This is a genomic window from Rhodopirellula sp. UBA1907 (genome assembly GCF_002337565.1).
Taxonomy (GTDB): domain Bacteria; phylum Planctomycetota; class Planctomycetia; order Pirellulales; family Pirellulaceae; genus Rhodopirellula; species Rhodopirellula europaea.
This window is the reverse complement of the sequence record NZ_DDGH01000055.1, coordinates 3,734-28,850: the sequence shown is the minus strand read 5'-3', so window position 1 is coordinate 28,850 and position 25,117 is coordinate 3,734. Positions and strand designations below refer to the sequence as shown.

The window sequence follows — 25,117 nt, the reverse complement described above, 5'->3', positions numbered from 1 at the left end:
TTCGTTTCGGGAGAGGTACGCCAATGCAGAAAACTGCATTACCTCGAGAGCCCGAGAGGGCGTTTCTGGTACATCAACGTCGCCGTTCAGTTCCACCCGAACGAACGACTTCTTCAGCGAGCCTCCATCCATTGGTCAGAGGCAAGGGGCCATTGAGCGGAGCCAATGAGCGACTACTCCGACGTTGATTCGGCGACCCATCGAGCGTAGCCCGGGGAGGCTTTCTCGACCGGCAAGACGACGATCTGAGGTTCGTCGTAGGGATGGTTCTGGGCCAGCCAATCGATCACTTCGTCGGTCCGTTCAGACGTGGTTTTGATGACCACTCGGAACTCTTTTTCTGAACAGGACTGGCCGTCCCAAACGTAGTGGCTGATGATCGGTGAATCGATCTGCACGCATGCTGCCAAACGCTCCTGCAGCAACCCCTTCGCGATCGCTTCCGCCTGCTCGGAAGATTCCACGGTCGTCCACAAAACGGTCAGACGAGGCCCATCGGACGTCCTCGAAACGGACTTTTTTGGGTCGTTTTCAAATTCTTTTTTGGTGCTCATAGACCCTCGTTTTCACCCCAAAAACACCTGTGGATAACCTGTCATTTCACTGTCTGAAGTCTGTCTAAAACTGTCTGACTTTTGACAGCCATTGGCAAGCCACTGTCTGGGTGTGTTCGAAGTCGGTCAAACTTCAGACAGATTTGAGACATCCAAACGACAGGTTATCCACAACGATCCAACCGCTGTTTTATTCGTGTTTTGCCGACTCAACTGAGTTTCAAACATCGCTTTCAGACACTCGGTGTCCACGCATTACGACGACGACGGTAAATAAATTAGTTAGTTTTGATAGCAAAGATCCTGGGAAGAACCGCCCAAGCTCACATCCGGTTTTGGGCCGTGTTCGCATCGGGGCTTCCGATGGAGTCTTCAGGGGATGCCAATCCGAAGCGATCGCGTTACAACTTGGACCGCCCTGAGCAACATGTTTGCCGCGAAGCATGTGGGGCTCGGCCGGCGGTTGTCGGCGTTCCTGCCCTGTCTCTTTTTTCAATCGCTCCGATGAAGATCACCTGCCAACGAGACATCCTCGCCAACGCTTTCGTCCTCGCTGCATCGATTGCTCCGAGCCGATCGCCGAAGGAGATTTTGCAGAACGTCAAAGTGACCGCCGCGGGCGACAAGATCACGCTGATGGCGACCGACCAAGAGGTCGGAATTCGGTTGGATGTGACCGAGGGAATCGAGGTCGAAACCGAAGGCACAGCTCTGCTGCCAGTCGCTCGCACCGGGCCCATCCTGAGAGAGAGCAACGATGAAACGATCACGATCGAAACCGACGAAGCGGGCATCAAAATCTCGGGCAGCCGGAGCAAGTTTCGCTTGCCCGGAAACAACCCCGATGAATTCCCCAGCGTCCACGAATTCGACGAGTCGAAGTACCACCAAATCAGCACTCGCACTTTTCGCGAAATGCTCCGCCGGACCGTCTTCGCGACCGACTCCGAAAGCAGCCGTTACGCCCTCGGTGGTGTGCTGCTGGAGATGGAAGAAAACTCCGTCATCGCGGTTGGAACCGACGGCCGACGTTTGGCCCGAATGGAAGGCACCGGCGAATCGGTTGGCGGCCACGCGACCAGTGGCATGACCACCATTGTGCCGACGCGAGCGATCGGATTGATCGAGCGAGCCCTGAGCGAGAAGGACGATTTCGTTGAGGTCGCCTCCCGCGGAAACGACCTGTTGATCCGGACCCCACGGGCGGTCATCAGCAGCCGGTTGGTCGAAGGTCGCTACCCGAACTGGCGTCAGGTTTTGCCCCAACGCGAAAACGCGATTCAGATCGATGTGGTCGTCGGGCCCCTGTTCGCTGCCCTTCGCCAAGCCGCCATCGTGACGGACTTGGACAGCCGCGGAGTCGACTTCACTTTCGCCGACGGCACGTTGAAGTTGGAAGCCAAGACCGCCGACCTGGGTGAATCACAAATCGAGTTGCCAATCGCCTACGACGGCGAGTCGATCACGCTGACGATGGACCATCGCTACCTGGCCGATTTCTGCAAAGTGATGGACAACGAATCGACCGTCGTGATGGAAATCGAATCGGCGAAGTCACCCGCTCTGCTGCAGACCGACGACGGGTACGCTTACGTCATCATGCCGATGGCTCGTGATCGGTGATCGCCATGGGACAGCCGCCCAAACCATCCGGCGGTGGATCAAGTCGCGGTGAATCAGGTCGCGGGGCGAATTCTTCCAAGCGCCTGCCGCCCAAACTGGTCGAAGAGAAATCTGGCGGCCCGCGGAAGATCGGCAGTCTGATTTCTCAGTTGATGAGCCGACGCGGATACGCTTCCGTCGGTGCCGAGTCAGCTTTGACGGGGACCATCAAATCGGCCGTCGATGCTTCGATCGCTTCTTCGTTTCGAGTCGGCAAACTGCAACGCGGCGTGCTGATGATCTACGCCGTCGACAGCGTCGTGATGCAGGAACTGACGTTCCAAAAACGTCGCATCTTGAAAAAGCTGGCCAAGGAACACCCGCAAGCCAAGATTCAGGACCTGCGTTTCAAGGTCCAGGCGGAGTAGTCCGAGTTTTGGATTGTCTCATCAATCACAACCCGCAGCGTCAGCAAGGCAGCGTTCCACGGCGGCAATGAGCAGCGACCTGTCTTGATCGGCAGGAACCTCGAGCGGCTGGCATCCTTGCGTTTTCGAAATCCGATTGGGTACGTTGATAGCACCGCCCTGCTCGTCAGCCACTCCCTTTGGATTCCCCCATGCTTTCCGCTCGCGTCATTCCCTGCCTCGATGTCCATGGCGGACGCGTCGTCAAAGGCACCAACTTTGTGAACTTGCGAGATGCCGGTGACCCAGTCGAAGTGGCTCGGCGATACGAAGCCGAAGGCGCCGACGAATTGGTGTTCTTGGACATCACGGCCAGCCACGAAGAACGAGCGATCCTGCTGGATGTCGTTCGCCGCACCGCGGAACAGGTTTTCATGCCGCTGACCGTGGGTGGCGGAGTGCGAACGGTCGAGGATGTTCGAGCGTTGTTGTCGGCCGGTTGCGACAAGGTGTCCATCAATTCGGCAGCCGTGACCAACCCCGATTTCATCCGCCAAGCCGCCGATCGATTCGGGCGTCAGTGCATCGTGGTGAACATCGATCCCAAACGAGTCCAGAAAGATGGTGAAGAGTTTTGGGAGGTGCACATCAACGGCGGTCGCAAACCGACCGGGCTGCAAGCGGTCGAGTGGGCCAAACGAGTCGAAGAGTTGGGGGCGGGTGAGATTGTGCTGACCAGCATGGACGCCGACGGTACCTGCGACGGATACGACATCCCGATCACTCGAGCGGTCAGCGAAGCGGTTCGGATCCCTGTCGTCGCCAGCGGCGGTGCCGGAAATCCTGACCACTTGGTCGAGGCCATCCGCGATGGGAAGGCGGACGCGGTTCTGGCGGCCAGCATTTTCCACTTTGGTACCCACCCAATCGGACCGACCAAACAGCACATGGCCGAGGCTGGAATTCCGGTTCGGATGCCCGCAGGGCCTTTCGCCACATGAACGGATCGTCAACGGTGCCTTGACCGTCTTGGCGGTGGGAAGGAACATGGCGGTTTGAGTTGCCGGAAGCTGCTTTGGGGCTTTCAACCGTTTTCTTGAACCGAGTCGTTTACCGTGTCTGATGTGGTCCCCGTCCGTAACGCATTGATCAGTGTCAGCGACAAGATGGGGCTGGCAGATTTTGCCGCCGGATTGTCCGCCGCTGGAGTCACGATCTACAGCACCGGTGGGACTCGTGCCCACTTGGAACAATCCGGTATCAAGGTCGAAGATGTGGCCGAGTACACCGGTTTTCCGGAAATGCTGGATGGTCGCGTCAAAACGCTGCACCCGCGAATTTTCGCTGGCATCTTGGCTCGTCGCGATGTTGATGAGCACATGGACACGATCGCCGATCACGACATCGAGCCATTTGATTTGGTCGTCGTGAATCTGTATCCATTCGCCGCGACGGTCAGTCGTTCGGGTGCGACTCGAGGCGAATGCATCGAGCAGATCGATATTGGTGGCCCCAGCCTCGTGCGAGCGGCAGCAAAAAATCATGGCGATGTCGCGATCGCAACCAGCCCCGAGCAATACGGCGACGTTCTCGATCAACTGGAAACGTTGGGCGGAACCACCGACGAGCTACGCACCCAGCTCGCCGCCGAAGCGTTCGATCATACCGCTGGTTATGACCGAGCCATCGCTGACTACATGCAAGGCGATGCGGTGGGAGGCGAGTTCCCCGCTTCGATGCACGTGTCACTGCGACGCAAAACCCAATTGCGATACGGCGAAAACCCGCATCAACGTGCCGCGTTGTATTCCGATTCGTCGGATCGATCCGCGAACTTGGTGTCGGCTCGTCAGATCAGTGGCAAAGAGTTGTCTTACAACAACCTGCTGGACCTCGATGCCGCTCTGGACATCGCTCGCGGTTTTGCCGAACCGGCTGTCTCGGTCATCAAGCACAACAACCCATGCGGTGCCGCGACCGGTGATACTCTGTCCGATGCGGTCGACAAAGCCATGGCGGGTGATCCGTTGTCCGCCTTTGGTTCCGTCATCGGCATGAACCGAACGCTCGATGAAGCAACGGCCGAATTCTTGTGTCAGCCCGGATTGTTTATCGAAGCCATCGTCGCACCCGACTTCGAAGCCGGTGCGGTTGGACTGCTTACAACCAAACCACGTTGGAAAGACAACGTTCGTTTGATGCAGGTCGGACGCTTGGACGAACCAGCCCGCAAAGTGTCGCGTCGGTTCATCAGCGGCGGCATGTTGGTTCAGGATGCTGATCGCATGGTCAGCTCGCCTTTGCAATGGAAGACCGTCACCGAAACACCCGTCGACGACGAATTGTGGGACGACATTTCCTTTGGCTGGGAAATGGTTCGACACGTGAAGAGCAACGCAATTGTGCTGGCAAAGGACACGTCGTTGATCGGCGTGGGTGCCGGCCAAATGAGTCGCGTTGACAGCGTCGAGATCTCGATCAAGAAGGCTGGCGAACGATCCGATGGGGCGATTCTGGCATCGGATGCGTTCTTCCCCTTCCCCGATTCCATCGAAGCGGCTGCCAAAGCAGGCGTGCTGGCAATCATTCAACCCGGTGGCTCGCGTCGTGATGACGAAGTGATCGCTGCCTGTGATGAACACGAAATCGCGATGGTCTTCACCGGTCGTCGTCACTTCAAACACTGATTGCCCGGTAGCATTGCGATGACGATTCTCGACGACATCCTGGTAAAAACTCGCCAAGTCATCGCGCGTGATCAAGCTTCCGTGCCCGCCGCGGAACTCGTCGCGGCGGCGAAGGATCTTCCCGCGTGTCGCGACTTTCACGGCTCGCTCGCGGCCACCGATCAAGTTCGCTTGATCGCCGAAGTCAAACGAGCCAGTCCGTCCGCCGGACTGATTCGCGAAGACTTTGACCCACCGACAATCGCCAAGTCGTACGAAGACGGAGGCGCCGCTTGCATCAGCGTGCTCACCGACGAACCCTTCTTTCAAGGTTCATTGGACTTTCTTCGCGCTGTTCGTTCGGCGGTCGATTTGCCGATCCTTCGCAAGGACTTCATCGTCGATCCCTATCAACTGCTGCAAGCCCGCGTCGCAGGTGCCGATGCGGTATTGTTGATCGCCGAATGTCTCTCGCCTCAGCAATTGATCGAGATGGATGAGCAAGCCTCCGAGTTGGGACTGCAAACGCTGATTGAACTCTACGAACCCGAGAACCTGGCTCCGGTTCTGGCAACCAAGACCCGGTTGGTCGGAATCAACAACCGAGACCTGCGAACTTTCGAAACTGATTTGCAGCACTGCGTTCGCTTGGCCGCCGACATTCCATCGGATCGATTGGTAGTCGGCGAAAGCGGCATCCGAACCGCGGATGATGTCGCCATGTTGAAAGCCGGAGGCATCAAAGCCATCTTGGTTGGCGAATCGCTGATGCGTCAGCCCGACATCACGGTCGCCACCAAGGCGTTGCTCGCCAACTGAGGAGGTAGTGGATCAAGGCGGGTGGGTCTCGGGGCTCTCTCGGCGCTATTCACGCGCATTCGCCCCGGAGGATGTCGATTTTATTACTGACGCATCTGGCCGTAGCGGAAGTCGCCAAGACTTTCGGCGAATAACGGTGCAGGCCGAAACTCTTGGCGAGTTCCGCTACCTCACTCATTGAATCGACGCCCCGGAGGAGGCCGCCGTGGATGTGCGGTCTGAAGGCACCATCCTTTGCTGCTTCGTCTGGCAGCAGTGGCTATGATAGACCGCAGCCCACCGGTTCCTTCGCCTGGCAGGAACCGTCCCCCCTCCTTTGCAAGGCGAGTTCATGTCATCCAGAAGCGCTTTCCCGATTCCTCGCTGCCAATCCATTGTGCTCGGCCTCGCGGGGTTTCTCGCACTGCTTGGTAGCCACAGCTCGGCCGCTGAGTCGACCGATACATCCGCGAAACCAAACGTCATCGTGATCTTCACCGATGATCAAGGCTACAACGATTTGGGATGTTATGGCTCACCCAATATCAAAACTCCAAACCTTGATCGCTTGGCCAGCGAAGGACGTCGCTACACCAGCTTCTATTCCGCTTGCTCGGTGTGTTCGCCATCTCGAGCAGCCCTACTGACAGGCTGCTATCCCAAACGAGTTGGGTTGCATCAACACGTTCTGTTCCCGCAGAGCAATTACGGATTGCATCCGGAAGAGGTCACCATTGCGGACCATTTGAAGTCAGCCGGTTACGCGACCGCTTGCGTTGGCAAATGGCACCTCGGTCATCACAAGGAAACGCTGCCAACATCCAACGGCTTTGATTCTTACTATGGGATTCCGTATTCCAATGACATGAATCATCCCGACAACAAACGACTCGGAAAGATGTCGTCGGATGATCGTTGGACGGATCAGTCTTCCGCGGTCACCCTGTGGAATACACCGTTGGTGCAAGACGAAGAGATCATCGAACTGCCCGTTGACCAAAGGACCATTACTCGCCGGTACACGGATCGGGCCATCGAGTTTGTGGAAGCAAACCAGGACAAACCTTTCTTCTTGTATCTGCCTCATTCCATGCCGCACATTCCTTTGTATGTGCCGGAGGACGTTTACGATCCCAATCCACAAAATGCATACAAGTGCGTGATCGAGCACATCGACACGGAAGTGGGGCGTCTGGTTCAAACCGTCCGTGATCTTGGTTTGTCAGAAAAGACGCTGATCGTTTACACCAGCGACAATGGCCCTTGGTTGCAATTCAAAAACCATGGTGGAAGTGCCGGTCCCTTGCGAGCCGGAAAAGGCACCACGTTTGAAGGAGGCCAGCGGGTACCTTGTATCATGTGGGCACCGGGACGCATTCCCGCGGGAACGTCCAGCAACGCCTTCGCAACCAACATGGACCTGCTTCCCACCATCGCTTCGGTCACGGGCGTCGCACTCGAGAATGATCGAAAGATCGACGGGGTCGACCTGACGTCTACTTTCACATCGGATGAGTCTTTGCGTGATGAATTTGTCTTCTATTCCGCACACGGTGCGCTCGAAGGCATTCGTATGGGCGATTGGAAGTACTTGAGAAAGGTTCCTCGTCGAGGCAAAAATGCGAAAGGCCCCGCCCCCGAACCAGAAGTGTTTCTTTTCCATCTTTCCGAAGATATCGGTGAGCAAAACAATCTCGCCGAACAAGAGCCCGATCGAGTTCAGAAAATGCATGCTCGCATGGAGGAACTGAACAAAGAAATCACGGCCAATGCTCGCCCTGTTTGGCGAAAGAAGGTGAGCTCATGATTCGGTTGTCATTCGCTCTATCGGTCATTGTTTCCGCGTTTTTCTCGATGGGAAATGCAGCGACGGCGAATGAACAACCGAATTTGGTTTTCGTCATCGCCGATGATTGCACATTTCGCGACATCGGGTGTTATGGCGGGCAAGCTAACACGCCACGCATTGATGCCTTGGCGGAAGAAGGCATGCGATTCACCCGTTGCTTTCAATCGGTCGCCATGTGCTCGCCTACTCGGCACAGCATCTATTGCGGTCAGTACCCGGTGAAATCGGGTGCGTACCCGAATCACACGTTTGTTCCCGATGGGACTGATAGCGTAGTTCAGTTCCTGCAACCATTGGGTTATCAGGTCGCACAGAGTGGGAAACGACACATCGCTCCGCCATCGGTTTTCAGTTGGGAGCAGTTGCCTGGCAATTCCAACCCCGACTTTGAAGCGGTGGAAGAGTTCGTGAAAGCATGCTCCGAAACCGAGCAACCGTTCTGTCTGTTCTTGTGTTCCAACGAACCTCACACCCCGTGGAACAAAGGCGACGCTTCTCGGTACGATCCCGCGACACTCAAGTTGCCGCCCTACATCTTGGACACACCCGAAACTCGCGAGGGGATGTCACGCTACCTAGCGGAGATCACTTATTTCGATTCGCAGGTGGGACAAGCGATCGATTTGCTCGACCAATACAAAGTCGCAGACAACACCTTGTTGATCGTCGTCAGCGAACAAGGCAATTCGATGCCGTTTGCAAAATGGACATGCTATGACAGCGGCCTGCAATCGGGTTGCATCGTCCGTTGGCCAGGGCATATCGCGGCCGGATCGACCAACAATGCCATGATCGAGTACATCGACTTCCTTCCGACTTGGATCGAAGTTGCCGGTGGTGATCTCAAGGCCGAAGCCGCAACCAAATTGGATGGCAAAAGTTTGCTTCCTGTTTTCGCTGGCAAACAAGATCACAAACAGTTGGTGTTTGGCGAGATGACCACACGCGGCATCAACAATGGTTCGGATCACTATGGGATTCGAAGCGTTCGATCGGATCGCTACAAATACATTTGGAACTTCACCCCGGATGTGACTTTCCAAAATGCCTGCACGAGTTCAAAAGAGTTCGTCAGTTGGAAACGCGAAGCGGAAGCTGGAAACGCGAAAGCGATCGAGTTGGTCAAACGCTATACACAGCGTCCCGAGATCGAGTTTTACGATCTAGCGAATGACCCGTTGGAACTGAAAAATCTGGCCGCCGATCCAGCTCATCACGAGACGATGCGATCCTTGAGAATGGAACTCGATCACTGGATGCAATATTGCGGTGACAAAGGACAGGCGACCGAAATGGACGCCCTGAATCACATGAAACGCGGCCAGTCAAAACGGAAAAAGAAGCAAGCGAAACCTTGATCTGGGAACACACCAGTTAGTCTGACTGAGTGTTAGCCAATTGAGCTTCCAAGTCGTCGTAGTAGCGTCGCGAGATGCGGTGGAAGGCGAGACCTTGCCATTCCGCCGCCTGTCTCGCGGGGATCAACCCAACAATGGATGGTTCTTCGTAGAGTGCCTGCAGCGTGCTCTCGATCAACGGATCCGGGGCCGAATCGCGGCAGACGAGAAACGCGGTGGTTCCGACCGTGTGAACTCCCGATGGAGGAATGCTCGAACCCGCGTACGCATCCGTCGCGATCGTCATTGCGTGCAGAGTCGGATGCTGCAGCGCGATCGACACGCCATCGGGTAGCGGCAGCAGATGCCATCGCTGTTCCGTCAACATTCGAGTGACGAGGTCACTGCCAACGCCGATGCAGATGATCGCGGCTTCCGCGGAAACTTTCGGATTCGTTTCCTGCAGCGTCTCCCAAGGCATCTCAACGCGAGGCGAAACGGACTCGGACAACTTCAGTGACTCAAGCACCATCTCGGCGGCTCGACGTGAACCACTGCCATGAGGACCCACGGCGATGCGTTGTCCCGATAGGTCTTCGACCGAATCGATCTCGCTGTCGTCGCGAATGAGAATGTGGACGGCCTCGTAGAACAACGGTGCGACCACGCGAAGTGATTCACCGTTGACCGCTGTCGCTTGAATGGGTGCCAATTCGAATTCACCAGCGATCAAGCGTTCACGGTTGTCCCACGTGCCATTGGTTCCAATGACTTCGCACGGAACCGACGTTTGCGACTGCAACGTTTTTGACAATTGTTCGGAGACGCGATTGTACAGACCACCGGGAAGACCACCTGCAATTCGGATTTGGGTTGGCATCGCGTTGTTGATTCGTTGCTGCCAAACCAAACCGCCTAGCAACAGAAGCGGGAGAACAACCGTGGCCGCCAAGATTCCATTTTGAAAGCGACGTTGCCCGATCGGGGTGCCAGATGTTTGGCGGCCCGTGACCGCGGCGACCACGGGAACTTGCCCGAACCAATCGATGACCTTGCGGGGGCGACTTCGAGAACGAGCGTGAATGGTTTGACCGCACAGAAACCGGTTCAGGTCATCGGCCAGGTTCTTCGCGGTTTTGTAGCGATCCTTGGGCTGCTTCTCCAAGCACTTGGCGACGATCACTTCCAGATCTGACTCCGCTTCCGGACACACCGATCGCAGAGTCGGCGGAGGTTGATGAGCGACCTTCAACAATGTTTGCATCACGGTGTCGCCGACGATTGGCGGCTTGGACGTGATCGCGGCGAACAGGATCGCACCAAGCGAGTAGATGTCGCTGTGATGGGTCGCACGATCGCTGTGTCCAAGAGCTTGCTCGGGAGCCATGTAGTGAGGCGTTCCCACCGCAGCACCGCTGCCGGTCACGCTGCTGTCCGCATCGGTGTGCTTTGCCAAACCGAAATCGGTCACGTGGACCTGGCCCGATGGATCGATCAGCACGTTGCCGGGCTTGAGATCGCGATGCAGGACGCCGCGGCTGTGTGCGTGATGAATGGCCTGAGCCACGTCGCGAACGATCTCAGCGGCACGTCGAGACGGCAACGGGCCTTTGGCGAGCACCTTTTGAAGGTCTTCTCCCTCGACGTACTGCATCGAGAAGAAATGGTGACCGGCACGACGTCCAAATTGATGAACGGCGACGATGTTTGGATGCTTGAGCTTCGCGGCAGCTTTGGCTTCGGTGTAAAAGCGTTTGACTTCGTCTTGTCCGGCCAAGATGCCGCTGCGGATCATCTTCACAGCCACCAACCGGTCCAGTTCCCGTTGCTTGGCCAGGTACACCACACCCATCCCACCAACGCCCAATACTTTGAGCAGCTGATAGTCGCCCAGATCGAACGGCAGCGACGGTCCCGAATCGCCCTGTGAACGATTGGCCATCGGCAACGTCAGATTGGGATCCACGTTGGAGTGTTCGCCCAACCCGTCGGCTGACAATGCGGTGCCGATTCCGATCGTGTCCGCCATGTCGGTTTGCACGTCGATCTGGCTGGCCGTTGATGCCAACTGAGCCGCTTGGTCTCTGACCTCTGAATCGGGTGGCAATGTGATGGGTCCTGTCCATGGACCTGGCGTTCCCGTGGCGTCCGACCCGGTCATTGAAAACGTTCCGATCAAGTCGGCAGCGTCCATCAATTCGCGAAGTTGATCGGCGTGTTCGGGATGCTGATTGAGAAAGTCATCTCGTGACGTCAGTTCCCCTGTGTCGCATGCGGACAGGTACAAAGCGAAGATCTCATCCAAGTCGTCTTCGTTGGACTCGGCCATCACGTCTTCCACCATGGACTGCTACCGGTGTCCAAAATCGTGCGAAGCTTTTTCAAACCACGTTTCAGCAATCCGGCAACAGCGGTTTCACTCTTGTCCATACGGTCGACGATCTCTTTCAACGACAAGCCTTCCATGTAACGCAAACGAATCGCCTCGGCTTGCGTCTCGGGTAGCTCATGCAACGCTTGCATCATCGCACTGACGGCTTCTTGTCGAACCGCGACGCCGCTGGGGCTGGTTTTGGCTCCGGGCATTTGTGCGATCCAGTTGTCCGGCTGACTGCCGTCGCCCCCGGCTCCTCCCGCATGCACCTCTTTCTTGGTCGAACGTTTCTGAGTCATCACGTGATGAGCGACCGCTGATGCAACATTGTTTTTCAGCATGCCGCGTAACCAGCCCGCGAACTCGCCCGCCGATTCACCTCGAAAAGCATGCAGGTCTCGTTTGGCTTCCAAAAACGTGACTTGCACCAAATCCGCAGGATCGATTCGTCGCCGAAGTTGATCGCTGAGGTACCGATGAGCCAGCATCAACAGATACCCTCGATAGCGCAGCATCAGTCGACCCAACGCTTCGTTGTCGCCTCCTTTGGAAGCGATTACCAAAGCGGTCGTGGTGTCTGAAGACGTCGAATTGGAAGGCGAACGGTTCAACAGAAATCTCTCAGCAAAAACGGTGTCTGTCAGTCTAATCCAGTTTCACCGCCTGGTTGATCTCCCGCCGGACTAGGTTTGGTGAAAGAACGTGGTGCAACTGTCAATCATGGCGTTTTCAGATCCAAACGGGGACTGATTTCTCGGTTCGACAACGAAATTTCACACACTTCATAAGTGCTTCTCAATTCTCGATTTGCAAAACAAGGTCCCAGGTTGGGCGAAAAAATGGGTCCGGGATCGAATGGCGTTGAGATCACCATTCGGCTTGCTTGGATGGTGTGAGGGGGTTTGCTAAAGTGCCAAGGCGGAACTCAACCAAAAGTTCCGGCTTTCCCCGCCTTCACACCACTACGGAACGAGCCACCATGCTTCGTCGACTTCGTATCCTGCCCTCATTCGAATCGGTTCGGCCGATCTTGGCAAAGATGAATCGAATTGCCGCAACTTCTTTGATGCTCGGCACAATCACACTGGCAACGAGCACGCTGGGAACGAATTTGCTGGCCGGTGATACCGATTGGCCTCAATGGCGAGGTCCGGACCGAGACGGAAAAGCGGCCGATCAAAGCCTTCTTCAAACATGGCCGGAAGGTGGTCCTGAACTGAAGTGGACATTCTCCACCGCCGGACGTGGGTACAGCAGCACGGCAATCGTCGATGGCAAGCTGTTCTCGATGGGATCGGACGAACAAAATTGCTATGCGATTTGCATCGATGCCAAATCCGGAAAATCGATCTGGCAAGTTCCGATTTCACGAGCCGGCACCGGAGACGATTACAACACCGGTTGGGGTGGCGGACCACGCAGCACTCCAACCGTTGATGGTGATCAGGTCTTCGTCATGTCTGACGTGGGTGTCGTCTCGGCATTGCGACGCCAGGATGGACGCAAGCTTTGGTCGGTGGACTTGGTCGCCGACTACGGCGGTGAGATCCCGAAGTGGGGATACAGCGAGTCGGCATTGATCGACGGTGATCGTGTGGTCGTCACCCCGGGACGCAGCAACTTCATGATCGCCCTGGATCGTCGCACCGGCAAGTTGCTGTGGCAGTCCAAAGGTGTTGACTCGGTCGCGCACTATGTCTCGGCCATGAAGGGTTCCATCGGCGATGTCGACTACTACGTCACCGCGGGCAGCATCGGCGTGGTCGCGTTCGATTGCCAATCAGGCGAGAAGCTGTTCGGAAATGAACTATCGGGAAACAAAGTCGCAACGATTCCTACGCCGCTGATTCTCGGTGACCACATCTATCACACCAGTGACTACGGTGCCGGCAATGTGTTGTTGAAGTTGACACCCGCCGGGGACGGAATCAACGCCGAGCAGATTTACCACCTGGACGGGAAATCCATGATGAATCACCACGGTGGCGTGGTGGCTGTGGATGGAACCATCTACGGACTGACCAAAGCCAGTGGTGGTGTCTGGATGGCTCAAGACATCAAGAGCGGCGATACGCTTTGGCAAGAGAAATTGCGTCCGAACACGAGTGGTTCGATCTGCTTCGCCGATGGTTGTTTGTATTGCTACAACGACAAAGATGGCACCGTGGTCCTGTTGGAACCCAACAAGGATCGTTGGTCACCGCTCGGCAAGTTGACCATTCCTCGCGAAACCGATTTGCCTCGCGGAAGCGGTGCGATTTGGGCTCACCCCGTGGTGGCCGATCAGACTTTGTTCATTCGTGACCAAAACCTGATTTTCGCGTTCGATATCGCTCGCTGATTCCAAGCCGTCGTTCCTCCTTCGGACAAATCAATTATTCGAAGGAGGAGGCTTTGGTCGCAAGTGATGAAGATTCACTCGGCGACGAATTTGTAGATTCGTCCGCCGGCCATCATCGTGCTGACAAGGACTTCGCCCGAGTCCGTTTGACCAAACGTGAAGACGGGCAAACCGCTTGCTGAGATGGGACGATTCTCGGTGACGGTCGATGTCTCCGCATCGTATTTCAACGCCCAAACCTTTCCGCTGACATAGTCACCGTAGAGGTAATAACCATCGAGCATCGGTGTTTGACTTCCGCGGTAGACGGCTCCACCCGTCACCGATTTGCCCCAATCGTCCGTGTGCGGGTATTCAATCAATGGATCGATCAAATCAGGACGAGCGTCAGAACCATTGCCGTTCAACGTGAACTTGTGATTGGCTTCTCGCAGGCTCCAACCGTAATTCCCACCACGACGGATCAGGTTGACTTCTTCCCACTCGTTTTGGCCCACATCGGCTGCCCATAGGAAGTCAGTCTTGGGATCAAACGCCATTCGCCAAATGTTGCGAATCCCAATCGCGTAGATCTCCGGCCGTGCATCCGACTTTCCAACGTAAGGGTTGTCATCGGGAATTCCGTAAGGCTTGTCGCCATCGCGTTTGTCGACATCGATCCGCATGATCGAACCAAGCAACTGACTCGGGTCTTGTGCTGATTGCAGCGGGTCGTTGGCTTTACCACCGTCACCCAAAGCGATGTACAAGTAACCATCGGGACCGAACGCGACGGTGCCGCCGTTGTGATTCCAAAACGGTTGCTCGATCCGCATCAACTCGCGTGCGGTCGAAGGATCGCCTTTCTGGTTGTTGCTACCTTTGACGGTGCTGAACTCAGTCAGCACAGAAACGTGCGGTTTGTCCGACGTGGTGTAGTAAGCGTAGAAAAGACCGTTCTCTTTAAACTTGGGATGGAACGCCAAACCCAAGAATCCCTCTTCGTTTTGGTTGTCTTTGTAGGTGACCATTTCGCTGAAGTCACCGAACATTTCAGGCTCGGAAACCTCGCTGTCGTTTTCATCAAATGCGTACACTTCGCCGGTTTGGCTGGCGACGAACAAACGTCCGCTGCCATCGCCCGATCCGGTGATGATCACCGGACGACTGATGCGAAGGTTCGGATAGGCTTCCACGGTTTTGACCGGCATCGGTGAAACGTCGAGCGATGCGGGAGGATCGGCCAAATTGATGGTGGACGAAGATTGCTTCGGCGTGGCAGCGACCGCATCGGGTGATTCCGCGATCGCGGCCGGCGTGGCCAAGCAAGCTGTCGCGGCTCCACTGAGCAGCAGCTGATGAATCCAAGTCTTCTTCATAGCGAGAACCTTCGGGGTACAAATGAGATAAGTGGGGATAGCAAAAAAGACGCTCGTCAAATGACGAGCGTCCATGATCAATCGATTGTGTCGTGATCGCCGTGGCGACCTACAGAATCTCAAGCAACTCGACTTCGAAAACCAACACTTCGTTGGGGCCGATCTTTGGTGGCGAACCGTTCTCGCCGTATGCCAATTCTGGTGGAATGTAGAGCATCCACTTCGAACCAACCTTCATTTTTTGAAGGGCCATCTGCCATCCTTGGATCACTCGACCCACTGGGAACTTGGCAGGTTGACCACGCTCGACCGAACTGTCGAAGACTTCGCCATTGGTCAGTTTGCCGGTGTAGTGAACCGCGACGGTGTCTTCGGCGGTCGGGGATGCTCCTTCGCCTTCTTTGACCACTTTATATTGCAGTCCACCCTCGAGCTCTTTGATGCCTTTGGCCTTGGCGTTTTGCTTCAGCCACAAGTCGCTCTTCTCTTTGTTCATCACGCCTTGTTTCTTCAGCTCGGCCATCCGTTCCGCCTGACGCTTTTGCATCATGGCTTGAATTTTGCCTTGAATTTCTTGCAGTTGTTCATCGGACAACGCGGGATCCTTTTCCGACAACGCGTCCTTCAATCCTTGGTTCATTCCTTCGACGGTGAAGTCGGTTGGTTCGAAACCTTGTTGAACGAAAGAGTTGCCGACGGTGAATCCGAGGAAGTAGCCGAGTTGATCATCGACCTTGGCCGCAGAATCATCTTGGGCGTTGCCGGGGGAGGTCATGACGAACGTGGCCAAACAGAGGGTGGGAATTAGGCGGGAGAGACGGGGCATCGGTAATGTCCTAAGAGGGAGGCAAGCAGACGCGTTGTTGGCAGACAATCGCCGACAACCTTCGAGACTTCGTGCTGCCTGCATTCAAGATACCAGTCGAGGCAGAATACTTCACGCCCCGACGAATTGGGTGTGGTCGTTCACTCAGAATTGCCGTTTTTTAACGCGATCAAAGCACGTTCGGGTGAATGATTTCGCAAAACACGGAAGCTATTTGAAAGTTGGCCGCGTTTGGATGGAGACCAGCGACCCGAAATCAGGTCGGAACAGGAGTCAGCAAATGTGAACGGGGCCCGGCCTGGCAACTACGAACCACCCGATAGCGAGACGGCCAATACGATCAAAACGATGATCGCCACCACGATCAGGCTGACTTTGCCCGCACCCACCGGTTCGCGAGACGTGCCGCCCAATCGATAGTGAATCTGTTCTTCCAGCAATCGTCGGCCTTTTTCGGTCACGCTGTCGGCGCTGACGTCTCTGTGTGCGTTCGCCGTCTCGGAATGATTTGGTCCGACCGATGACTCAGACGAAGCCGAGAGATTGTACTTCTCTCCAATCTCGATCATCACACCTTGGACCGATCGAGCGTTGAATGGTCGATCGTCCGGTGACTTTTCCAAGCAATCGGCGATGACTTGGCTCAGTTCAGGAGGCACGTCCGGCACAATCGAAGCAATCGTGGGAGCTTTGGTTCGCAGGTGTTGTTCGAACAGCTGGGCAAAGTTCTCACCGGCGAAAACCTTTCGATTGGCGAGCATCTCAAACAACACACAGCCCAAAGCGTACAGGTCGGCTTTGCCACTGATGGCTTCATCACCGGTGATTTGTTCCGGGGCCATGTACGCATGAGTACCAACGGTTAAACCCTGGGATGTCAGGTCCGATGAATGCTGGTCACGAGCGATCCCGAAGTCGCCCAATTTCACGAGTGCGTCTCGGGTGAGAAACAAATTGCCAGGTTTCAAATCACGATGAATCACACCGTGGTTGTGGGCACATTGCAGTGCCGAGCAAACCTGTCGAGCGACGTCGACAACAACGGGCCACGCCAAAGCTCCATTGGTTTCCAGCAGATCTTTGATCGTGCCGCCGTCAACGCGTTCCATCACATAGAACAATTGACCGTCTTCGGAGCCACCACCGAAATAGCCGATGATGTTTGGATGCTGCAAACGCTCCAAAATCACCATTTCACGGCGAAATCGGGCCTGGATCAGGTCGTCTTGAGAAACGGCCGGGTGCAGCTTTTTGACCGCCAAATCCTGACCGCGGATTGCTTCCGCGGCGGGATGGACTTCGACGTCATCGCGAATTTTCCCGTTGTAAACCGTGCCGACCGTGCCCACACCGAGAACTGCGCCTAGTTCAAAATCTGTCAGGCGGAGGTGGGGCATCAATTCAGCCGATTAGGAAAGCGTCATACGCCCGCGATTTCTTCGATTCGGATGCGGGTGTTCTTTTGGCGGTGTCCCGTCCGTTTCTTGCTGTGCTTACGGCGACGGAACTTTTGGATGTAGATCTTCTTGTCTTGGGACATCCCCAACACCGAAGCGCTGACCGAAACACCGTCCAACGTTGGAGCACCTAATTTTAGCCCGTCTTCGGCACCAACGGCCAACACGGTTTCAAATTTCAGGTTTTCTCCTGCAGCGATGTCACGGTAATCGACGTCGAGTTCCATTCCTGGCTCGACTCGGTATTGGCGTCCACCGTCGACAAAGATGGCATACATGGCGGGAAAGAGGTTCGGGGTGAAGTGGGAATTGACCTGGAGGTCGGATTTTCGAATCGCGAAGGATAACGACCGACCGTCGTTTTGACCAGGGCTGATTTTTCAAAGCGAGCGAATCCAGTAGATCGTCGCTCGGAAACAGATCGGTTGAGCCAAATATCGCCCGGTCTCACATTTGTTGGTGCTGAGGAACCGTTCGGAATTAAGTTCGGTTATAGCGGAGCGGCACGAGCCGCCCGGTGTGTCACCAGAGGGCTCGCGCCCTTCCGCTACCTTTTAGATCCCGAAGTTGTTTCCGAATGGTTCCTAAACCGGAGCTCAGGGGAGCTCACGCAGCCAAATTTCGCGGAATCGAATTGGGCTGCCTTCGGATTCCAGGCACAGGAAGCCTTCATCGGGCGAGCAACTGCGTCCGCCGGAGACTTCCACACCATTGACCCACAATCGAATCTCGCCATTGATCCCGCGGACGTAGTACTGATTCCATTCGCCGTGCGGATTCGTTGTTTCAGCCGATGGAAAACTGCGATGCCCATCGGGCGAAAGCGGTGGGAACGGCTGCATGGATGACTTCCCGACGGCAAAGATGTCGCCGTGACTGGTGAACCAGGTGGGCGGCTTGCCAGTCTTTTCGGTGTACATGCGGCCATAGTCGAGGTCCAGCATTTGGACTTCGATGCCCGTGTTGGGAAGTCGATTGGGCGGCAGGTCTTTCAGGGCTGACATGGGCACCCAAGCGAAAACGCCCGAGTTGCCGGCCGATTTGAGATGCATCCACTGGATGACCAGTTCGAAGTTTTTGACTTCAAAATTGGTTCTGGTCACACCGATGGGCTGGCCGCTGCCGAGTGCCTCGGTGCCTTCCCATGTCAGCGTTTGATCGTCGCCGTTGACTCGTACGAAATCTTCACCATCCAATTGCCGCCAACCTGGTGCATTGGTGTCAAAGACTTTCACCGAAACGCTGCCTGTTTGCTCCGCCGATTCATCCGCATTCGCGACCGATGGCAATCCACTGCTGATCAGACAGCATCCGGTTAACACCAGTGACATCAACGCGGAGGGTGTGGAGTTTCGTTGAAGAAACGGAAAAGCACTAAAAAAATCTGAAACGAGCCGCATGATCGAAATCTGTGGATTTGGTGGGACAAACGAGGTGGGTACCGGGGCGAACAGTCACCACGGAGGAACTTAAAGTCAGTGTGGGGCGCGTTAAATTGCGCACCGACTTCTGGTGTGTCGATAACGAGGGATTGTGGCATCGACGGTAGGCGGGCTGGGCCAAGTGAATTCACGTTGACCCATGGTAGGACAGGATTATAGTCCGGCTTTCACGCAGGAATGAACGGAATGACCTGCGTCGCTTCTTGGGTTTTAAAACCCGCCCGCGATACCTCAGTGGTAAGTCGATCGGGTTTTTGCTGATGCCCCGAATATTCATTCGGTCGTGCTTTTGTCTCACGGTGGCCTACGTTTGAGGAAGCTCCCATTCTAATGACCTAGCAGAGCCAGCGACTGAATCGATGAGTCGTGGCTTCGGAAACAAACATGCTGAACTTCTTTCGTCAACAAACCAGTTCGTTTAAGAACGACCTTCTTTCTGGCCTGACCGTTGCGTTGGCCCTCGTACCAGAAGCGATCGCCTTCGCCTTCGTCGCTGGCGTGTCACCTCTGATCGGTTTGTACTCGGCTTTCTTTATCGGGTTGATCACCGCCGTCGTCGGTGGCCGTCCCGGGATGATCTCAGGTGCAACCGGAGCCATGGCTGTGGTCGTGGTTGCCTTGGTCGCCGATCACGGCGTCGAGTACTTGTTCCCGACCGTGATCTTGTGCGGCGTGTTGCAGATCATCATTGGTTTGCTGCGTTTGGGAAAACTGATCCGCATGGTGCCGCACCCGGTGATGCTGGGTTTCGTCAACGGATTGGCGATCGTCATTGGTATGGCTCAGCTGGGCAGTTTCAAGACGCTATCTGAATCGGGATCCTTGGTTTACCTGAACGGTTTGCCTTTGGTTGCGATGTTGGCATTGGTTGGTTTGACAATGGCGATCATTTGGTTGCTGCCCAAGGTCACGACGGCAATCCCCGCTTCGCTGGCAGCGATTCTGAGTATCACCTTGATCGCCGTGGCGGTGAATCAATCGCAACAAAACGAGTCCGGTGACAACTTGGTAGCGACCGTCGGTGACATGTTGCGAACCAATACGATCGCGGCTGAAACCAAAGCCGCCAACGAAGCCATGGCAGCCGAGGAAGCCGAAGCCGCCCTGCACGCCGGGCAATTCAATCCTGCTAGCGCGGCCGACGGATCCACCACTTTGATCAGCGCCGTTGTCGCGCAAGACGGACCATCGATCAAAGATTCCTTTGCGTCGGCGACCGACACGCCTGACATTGAAATGCCACCGGCCGATCCGGAAGCGGACGAAACGGCGAGCTCCGAATCCGGCATCAGCGGCGGATTGCCAATGCCGTTCTGGATGGAGTTCGAAATGGTTCCATTCAACTGGGCCACTCTGAAAATCATCTTCCCATTCGCAATCGTTTTGTGCGGAGTGGGACTGATCGAATCCTTGATGACGTTGTCGTTGATCGACGAGATCACTGAGACACGTGGGCAAGGCAACCGCGAATGCATCGGGCAAGGCACGGCCAACTTGGTGTGTGGTTTGTTCGGCGGCATGGGCGGCTGTGCCATGATTGGTCAGTCACTGATCAACGTGAACTCGGGCGGTCGTGGTCGACTCTCGGGAATCACTGCCGCAATCTGCTTGCTGTTGTTCGTGTTGTTCTTGGCACCTTGGATTGAACAAATTCCGATGGCGGCTTTGGTCGGCGTCATGTTCATGGTGGTGATCGGAACGTTCGAATGGGCGTCGCTGAAGATGCTTCGCCGCATGCCTCGCAGTGACATGTTTGTGATGATCTTGGTGGCTGGATACACCGTGTTCATGCACGACTTGGCATCGGCTGTGATCTTGGGTGTGATCGTGTCGGCCTTGGTCTTCGCTTGGCAACACGCCACGCACATTGGTGCCGACGTCAAAATCAACGAGTTCGGCAGCAAGATCTATCAGCTGCATGGCCCATTGTTCTTCGCTTCGGTTTCTTCGTTCAAAGACATGTTCAATGTCTCGGAAGATCCCGATGACGTGGTGATCGACTTCTACTACACCCGCGTCTATGACCAATCGGGTTTGGAAGCCATCAACGGACTGGCGGAAAAGTACCAAGCCGCGGGCAAACGTTTGCACCTGACTCACCTCAGCGAAGAGTGTCGCTCGTTGTTGAATCAGGCTGGTGACTTGGTTGAAGTGAACGTTTCCGAAGACCCGCACTACCACGTGGCATCTGACCGCTTGGCGTGAAACGTACGACGTGAAACCGTTGCCGTTAAAGGCAGCGAAATTCGCATGACCGGTCCAGTTCGATTCGTCCCGGACCCGGTTCCCTTCCGATAGAAATCCTGCGGAGCCGAGCCAGGTGCTGGTTCGCTTCGGTTCATGGATAGGCTCGCTCGCGAAAATCACTTCGTGAGTCACAGTCGACATCAGAATTCGGTGAAGGGATTGGCGGAATGAAGGTGCACGCAGCGATTCGTTGCCAACTCTTGGCTCTCGTGGTGACCACGTTGGGACTGCTCAGTTCCACCGGTTGCCACGTGCTCAGTCCTGCACACATTCCAGCTCGCCCGCAATACATCGCTCCCGAGCTGCTCAACGATTCAAGCAGCCAGGTTGAATTTGGCGAGCCTCACAAGGTGCTCGATACCGCGGGATGGATATGGGGCATCCCCGACAAAATCTTGTTGTGGGACCATCGGGTCGACAATCACCATATTACTGCTCCGACCGTAGAGACGGTGGCCAGCTACTTGGATGAGAACAACCTGCCGCACGTGAAGGTGCGGATGAACCAATACGCACCGCTGCAAGACTTTCACCGACTGCGACAGAACAAAACCGTCGCTTGGCCTTATCGTTACACGTTGGGGCTGTTGTCCGTCGGTGGCGAAACGATTCTGCCCGGTCGCTTCTTCGGCGGTGACCACTTCAACCCGTTCACCCAGACGGTTCACCTCTACAGCGATGTTCCCGCGATCGCGCTGCATGAACTCGCTCATGCCAAAGACTTCACGCGTCGTCGCTATCAAGGCACCTACGCTCTGGCGTACATGTTCTTTCCAACTTGGCACGAAACGATCGCTTCGCGAGACGTGATGGCTTATCTCTACGATCGCCACGATCGAGCCGGGATCATCGAAGCCAATCGCATTCTGTACCCCGCCTACGGAACCTATGTGGCGGGCACGGCCAGTTGGTTCATCCCCGGCGGCGGAACGGCGTTGTACTACGGGTGTGTGATCGCAGGTCATGCCAACGGACGCATGCTCTCTCGAGACGTGGATCAGCATTTGGCCGACTACCACCAAATGTTCCGCAGCCAACCGGTTCAGCATCAATCCGTTCCGGCTATCTCTCAGCCAGACATGTCGGTCCCCGTTCCCGAACCACAACCGATGTGGGACGAATCGCAATTGAACCCGCCCCGGGTCAGCCAGGCGGGGAGCAACGAATCGACCACGTCCAGCATGCACTGACGTAGCGGCGGAGCATCCTCGCGAATTTTGTCTCGAGAGGCAGGCAGGCCCACTCACACTTTTCGCGGGGTGACGAGTTATGATTTCGTTTCTCTCAACGAATCATCCCACCTTGTTCGCGAAAGCCCTGCCCATGAACATCTCCTGGAAGTTTGCTCTGACGCTTGCTGTTTTCACTGCCACCTGGATGCCACTTTCCACACCCGCCCATTCTGCGGAACCTGAAACACTGCAACTTTGGACCGACGAAGAACTCGGATCCACCGAAGCGGATGACACCGAAGTTTTGCACGATCGAGGCGAACGAAATGCCTGGGTCACGGATATCTTGCGTCCGACATTGACGGTCTACCACGCTGACCCAGCCAAGCATTCAGGAACGTCGATCGTGATTTGTCCCGGCGGCGGTTATGGCGGGCTGGCAATCGACAAAGAAGGCCATGTGGTGGCGGAATGGTTCGCCGAACAAGGCGTGACGGCTGGCGTTTTGAAGTACCGATGTGGCGGTGGTGCTCACAAGCACCCGATCCCAATGGGCGATGCTCGCCAAGCGGTGAAGTTGATGCGAGATCATGATGACGAGTGGAAATTGAAAACGGACCAAGTCGGCATCATGGGTTTCTCAGCAGGTGGTCACTTGGCATCGACCATCGCAACGGACCCGCAAACCGGAGTCAACTTTGCTGCGTTGATCTACCCGGTGATCTCGTTGGATAAAGCGGTCACGCACGGCGGATCGAAGAAGAACCTGTTGGGCGAATCGCCCAGTGACGAATTGGTGCACCAAATGTCGCGAGACGAACAAGTCTCGTCATCAACATGCCCGACTTTCTTGGTTCACGCAGGCGATGACAAGGCTGTTCCAGTCGAAAACAGTTTGCGTTACTACTCGGCGTGCATCGAGCACGACGTCCCAGCCGAAATGCATCTCTTCCCCACCGGCGGCCACGGCTTTGGCATGTTCCGCGGCGACCGCCCCGTCGACCAATGGCCCAACCAACTCAAAGCTTGGCTGCAATTGAACGAGCTGTTGGACTGATCGCAACGCATCGCTGATGAAGTATCACCTGATCCGGGCTATGACCCGATCGCGGGAACCAATTCGGCAACCACGATCGGCGACACCGGTGGTTGCTGTCTTCGGGTTGGGATATCAGGGATGAACGGAAGCACCACATTCACTGCGGCAATCACCAGGTACCTGGGCTTGTCGCCTGCCATCACACTTGTTGGATGCCTGCCTCGGAAGTTCAAATCGAAGACCCCGTCGTCACGGGTCTCTGTCGGGTAGTGGCGTATCGCGAGCAGACTGTGTTGTTCATCGTTTTTAGCGTCTCCAAACAAAAATGAAGTCCCACTGTCTCGGTCATGTTGCAATCTCACCGAGTTCTCAGCGGCGAGTAGAATGGCGGGTGCGTTTGATCGTTCAATCAACTTCACGCCTGATGGATGAACCACATAGAGCTCGTAGCCAACAGGAAAGCCGCCAGCATTGCGTTGCGTCAGGTTGACCAAAAAACTGCCCTCATCATTCATGAGATAAACGTGGTCACGCAGGTAGTGGCTCTGCGGCATTTGGGACAGCAATTCAGCCTGTGCTGCTGGACTTACCTGACCTTCTTGGTTGGACAGTGCACTTTCGAAAAAAGCCACCTTGAAAAGCACAGTCTTCGGATCAAGGTCAGAGAGGACGATGATCGATTTCTTGTCAACCGCCGCACGAATCTGCAGGATCTCTCCAGGAACCTGAATGGACTCCGGCTTTCTCTTCAGATTGATATGTCGTCGGCGATCCAGAGGCGACATGTCTATCAGAGTTGCCGCGTCGATGATTCGGACGGCCGAACCAGACTTGGATTGGTTTGAAAGAAAGACCACCTTGTGATCACCGATCCAAGTCAACCCAAACGATTGTAGCAAGCCACTAGTACTGGTCACTGTGCTTTTGGTGTTGGATTCCCAAAGGATCTCTTTGGTTTCGCAGTGAGCGACGAAGAACACGGATTTGTTATCTTTGAATCGGCGAACAGAAACGCCGATGAACTTTCCGTCAGGCGAGAACTCGGCGTAGCATCCTCGCAACTTCAAGCCGGTGGCGAGCGGAATGACATTCACCGCGCTCGAACCATCAAACTGACCAAAGACCAAATGGACTTCTTCGTCTTGACCACTGACAACCGCACACCAGTGCTGCTCATCGTTTGACAGGGCGATGTGACGGATCGGTGCAACGCCTCGGCAGACTTCGGTCCTCATTCCGGTTTCCAGGTTCAACCGTTCGATGCTCCCGTCGTAATAGCCGAGCAAACAAGTCGCGGAATGTTCGCAACCGGTGATGGCGGTGAGCGGGCTCGCCTTCGCATCAAAGGATTGAATCTTTGCAATGATTTTATCCGGCTCATCGGCAACGGTCGGACAACAAACCAACACGGCCTGCACCATCAAGAATCCCATCGACGTCGCTCGAATCATTGTGCACCCACCTGGTTTGGAGAACTGAACACGAAGGCTCCGTCCAATCCGAAAAGCAGAACCACAAGGATAAGGCATGCCACGGGTGCGAAGCAAATTTTCAGTCGCAACACGCAGGTCTTTCAGCAGCTACGCACAACCGAGGCGAAAGCATGAGGACCGAGCGGAAAACACGTGGCATAGGCTTCCAGCCTGTG

At 55.6% G+C, this 25,117-nt stretch carries 20 protein-coding genes; 11 read left to right on the top strand and 9 right to left on the bottom strand.

Annotated features, from left to right (window positions below; translation table 11 throughout):
- Window positions 1-173: 173 nt before the first annotated feature.
- A complete protein-coding gene (gene cutA / locus B2R17_RS11885) occupies window positions 174-554 on the bottom strand; it encodes a divalent-cation tolerance protein CutA (protein ID WP_008661305.1) in 381 nt (126 codons plus the stop codon).
- A gap of 342 nt (window positions 555-896) precedes the next feature.
- Between cutA and dnaN the strand changes: the two genes are divergently transcribed.
- From dnaN to B2R17_RS11850, 7 genes are all read left to right on the top strand, one after another.
- A complete protein-coding gene (gene dnaN, locus B2R17_RS11880) occupies window positions 897-2,177 on the top strand; it encodes a DNA polymerase III subunit beta (RefSeq protein ID WP_286764217.1) in 1,281 nt (426 codons plus the stop codon).
- On the top strand, window positions 2,174-2,584 hold the full coding sequence (locus tag B2R17_RS11875) for a DUF721 domain-containing protein (RefSeq protein ID WP_008666428.1): 411 nt from the start codon (window positions 2,174-2,176) through the stop codon (window positions 2,582-2,584). Before dnaN ends, B2R17_RS11875 begins: the two co-directional genes overlap by 4 nt.
- Window positions 2,585-2,775: 191 nt before the next feature.
- Entirely contained in the window at window positions 2,776-3,564 is a 789-nt protein-coding gene (hisF, locus tag B2R17_RS11870; RefSeq protein ID WP_008661299.1) for an imidazole glycerol phosphate synthase subunit HisF, read from the top strand.
- 114 nt (window positions 3,565-3,678) lie between these two features.
- Window positions 3,679-5,250 (top strand): bifunctional phosphoribosylaminoimidazolecarboxamide formyltransferase/IMP cyclohydrolase, encoded by a 1,572-nt coding sequence (purH, locus tag B2R17_RS11865; protein WP_008661297.1) that lies wholly within the window; start codon window positions 3,679-3,681, stop codon window positions 5,248-5,250.
- Window positions 5,251-5,268: 18 nt separating this feature from the next.
- Window positions 5,269-6,048, top strand: coding sequence for an indole-3-glycerol phosphate synthase TrpC (gene trpC / locus B2R17_RS11860; RefSeq protein WP_286764151.1), 780 nt, complete (start codon window positions 5,269-5,271; stop codon window positions 6,046-6,048).
- A gap of 331 nt (window positions 6,049-6,379) precedes the next feature.
- On the top strand, window positions 6,380-7,834 hold the full coding sequence (locus B2R17_RS11855) for a sulfatase family protein (protein ID WP_286764150.1): 1,455 nt from the start codon (window positions 6,380-6,382) through the stop codon (window positions 7,832-7,834).
- Window positions 7,831-9,234 carry a sulfatase family protein gene (locus B2R17_RS11850; RefSeq protein WP_286764149.1) on the top strand — a complete coding sequence of 468 codons (1,404 nt, stop codon included), beginning with the start codon at window positions 7,831-7,833 and terminating at the stop codon, window positions 9,232-9,234. The genes B2R17_RS11855 and B2R17_RS11850 overlap by 4 nt, the downstream gene beginning before the upstream one ends.
- A 16-nt stretch (window positions 9,235-9,250) precedes the next feature.
- Here B2R17_RS11850 and B2R17_RS11845 read toward each other — a convergent pair whose 3' ends face one another.
- Both B2R17_RS11845 and B2R17_RS11840 read right to left on the bottom strand, forming a co-directional pair.
- Window positions 9,251-11,557 carry a serine/threonine-protein kinase gene (locus tag B2R17_RS11845; RefSeq protein ID WP_286764148.1) on the bottom strand — a complete coding sequence of 769 codons (2,307 nt, stop codon included), beginning with the start codon at window positions 11,555-11,557 and terminating at the stop codon, window positions 9,251-9,253.
- Complete coding sequence (locus B2R17_RS11840; protein ID WP_007325155.1) at window positions 11,542-12,198, bottom strand: sigma-70 family RNA polymerase sigma factor; 657 nt, start codon at window positions 12,196-12,198, stop codon at window positions 11,542-11,544. The genes B2R17_RS11845 and B2R17_RS11840 overlap by 16 nt, the downstream gene beginning before the upstream one ends.
- A 368-nt stretch (window positions 12,199-12,566) precedes the next feature.
- Here B2R17_RS11840 and B2R17_RS11835 point away from each other — a divergent pair, with 368 nt between their 5' ends.
- Window positions 12,567-13,928, top strand: coding sequence for a PQQ-binding-like beta-propeller repeat protein (locus B2R17_RS11835; RefSeq protein ID WP_008666440.1), 1,362 nt, complete (start codon window positions 12,567-12,569; stop codon window positions 13,926-13,928).
- A gap of 74 nt (window positions 13,929-14,002) precedes the next feature.
- Here the strand turns inward: B2R17_RS11835 and B2R17_RS11830 are convergent, their stop codons facing one another.
- The 5 genes from B2R17_RS11830 to B2R17_RS11810 form a co-directional block, all read right to left on the bottom strand.
- The gene (locus B2R17_RS11830; protein ID WP_008666442.1) at window positions 14,003-15,286 is read right to left on the bottom strand and encodes a PQQ-dependent sugar dehydrogenase; all 1,284 of its coding nucleotides are present in this window, start codon (window positions 15,284-15,286) and stop codon (window positions 14,003-14,005) included.
- Between the two features lie 109 nt (window positions 15,287-15,395).
- Window positions 15,396-16,061, bottom strand: coding sequence for an FKBP-type peptidyl-prolyl cis-trans isomerase (locus tag B2R17_RS11825; RefSeq protein ID WP_007325151.1), 666 nt, complete (start codon window positions 16,059-16,061; stop codon window positions 15,396-15,398).
- Window positions 16,062-16,417: 356 nt separating this feature from the next.
- Window positions 16,418-17,461, bottom strand: a complete 1,044-nt coding sequence (locus B2R17_RS11820) for a serine/threonine protein kinase (RefSeq protein ID WP_414707305.1) — start codon at window positions 17,459-17,461, stop codon at window positions 16,418-16,420.
- A 71-nt stretch (window positions 17,462-17,532) separates the two neighbouring features.
- Entirely contained in the window at window positions 17,533-17,847 is a 315-nt protein-coding gene (gene rplU, locus B2R17_RS11815) for a 50S ribosomal protein L21 (protein WP_007325148.1), read from the bottom strand.
- 318 nt (window positions 17,848-18,165) lie between these two features.
- Window positions 18,166-18,900, bottom strand: a complete 735-nt coding sequence (locus B2R17_RS11810) for a 3-keto-disaccharide hydrolase (RefSeq protein ID WP_286764145.1) — start codon at window positions 18,898-18,900, stop codon at window positions 18,166-18,168.
- A gap of 495 nt (window positions 18,901-19,395) precedes the next feature.
- On the opposite strand from B2R17_RS11810, the gene B2R17_RS11805 reads away from it, so the two are divergent.
- The 3 genes from B2R17_RS11805 to B2R17_RS11795 all read left to right on the top strand — a co-directional run bounded on the left by B2R17_RS11805 (window position 19,396) and on the right by B2R17_RS11795 (window position 23,487).
- Complete coding sequence (locus tag B2R17_RS11805; protein ID WP_286764144.1) at window positions 19,396-21,216, top strand: SulP family inorganic anion transporter; 1,821 nt, start codon at window positions 19,396-19,398, stop codon at window positions 21,214-21,216.
- 209 nt (window positions 21,217-21,425) lie between these two features.
- Window positions 21,426-22,448, top strand: coding sequence for a hypothetical protein (locus tag B2R17_RS11800; RefSeq protein ID WP_286764143.1), 1,023 nt, complete (start codon window positions 21,426-21,428; stop codon window positions 22,446-22,448).
- Window positions 22,449-22,581: 133 nt separating this feature from the next.
- The gene (locus B2R17_RS11795; protein WP_236615678.1) at window positions 22,582-23,487 is read left to right on the top strand and encodes an alpha/beta hydrolase; all 906 of its coding nucleotides are present in this window, start codon (window positions 22,582-22,584) and stop codon (window positions 23,485-23,487) included.
- A gap of 38 nt (window positions 23,488-23,525) precedes the next feature.
- Here the strand turns inward: B2R17_RS11795 and B2R17_RS11790 are convergent, their stop codons facing one another.
- A complete protein-coding gene (locus B2R17_RS11790; RefSeq protein ID WP_286764142.1) occupies window positions 23,526-24,902 on the bottom strand; it encodes a hypothetical protein in 1,377 nt (458 codons plus the stop codon).
- Between the last annotated feature and the right edge of the window lie 215 nt (window positions 24,903-25,117).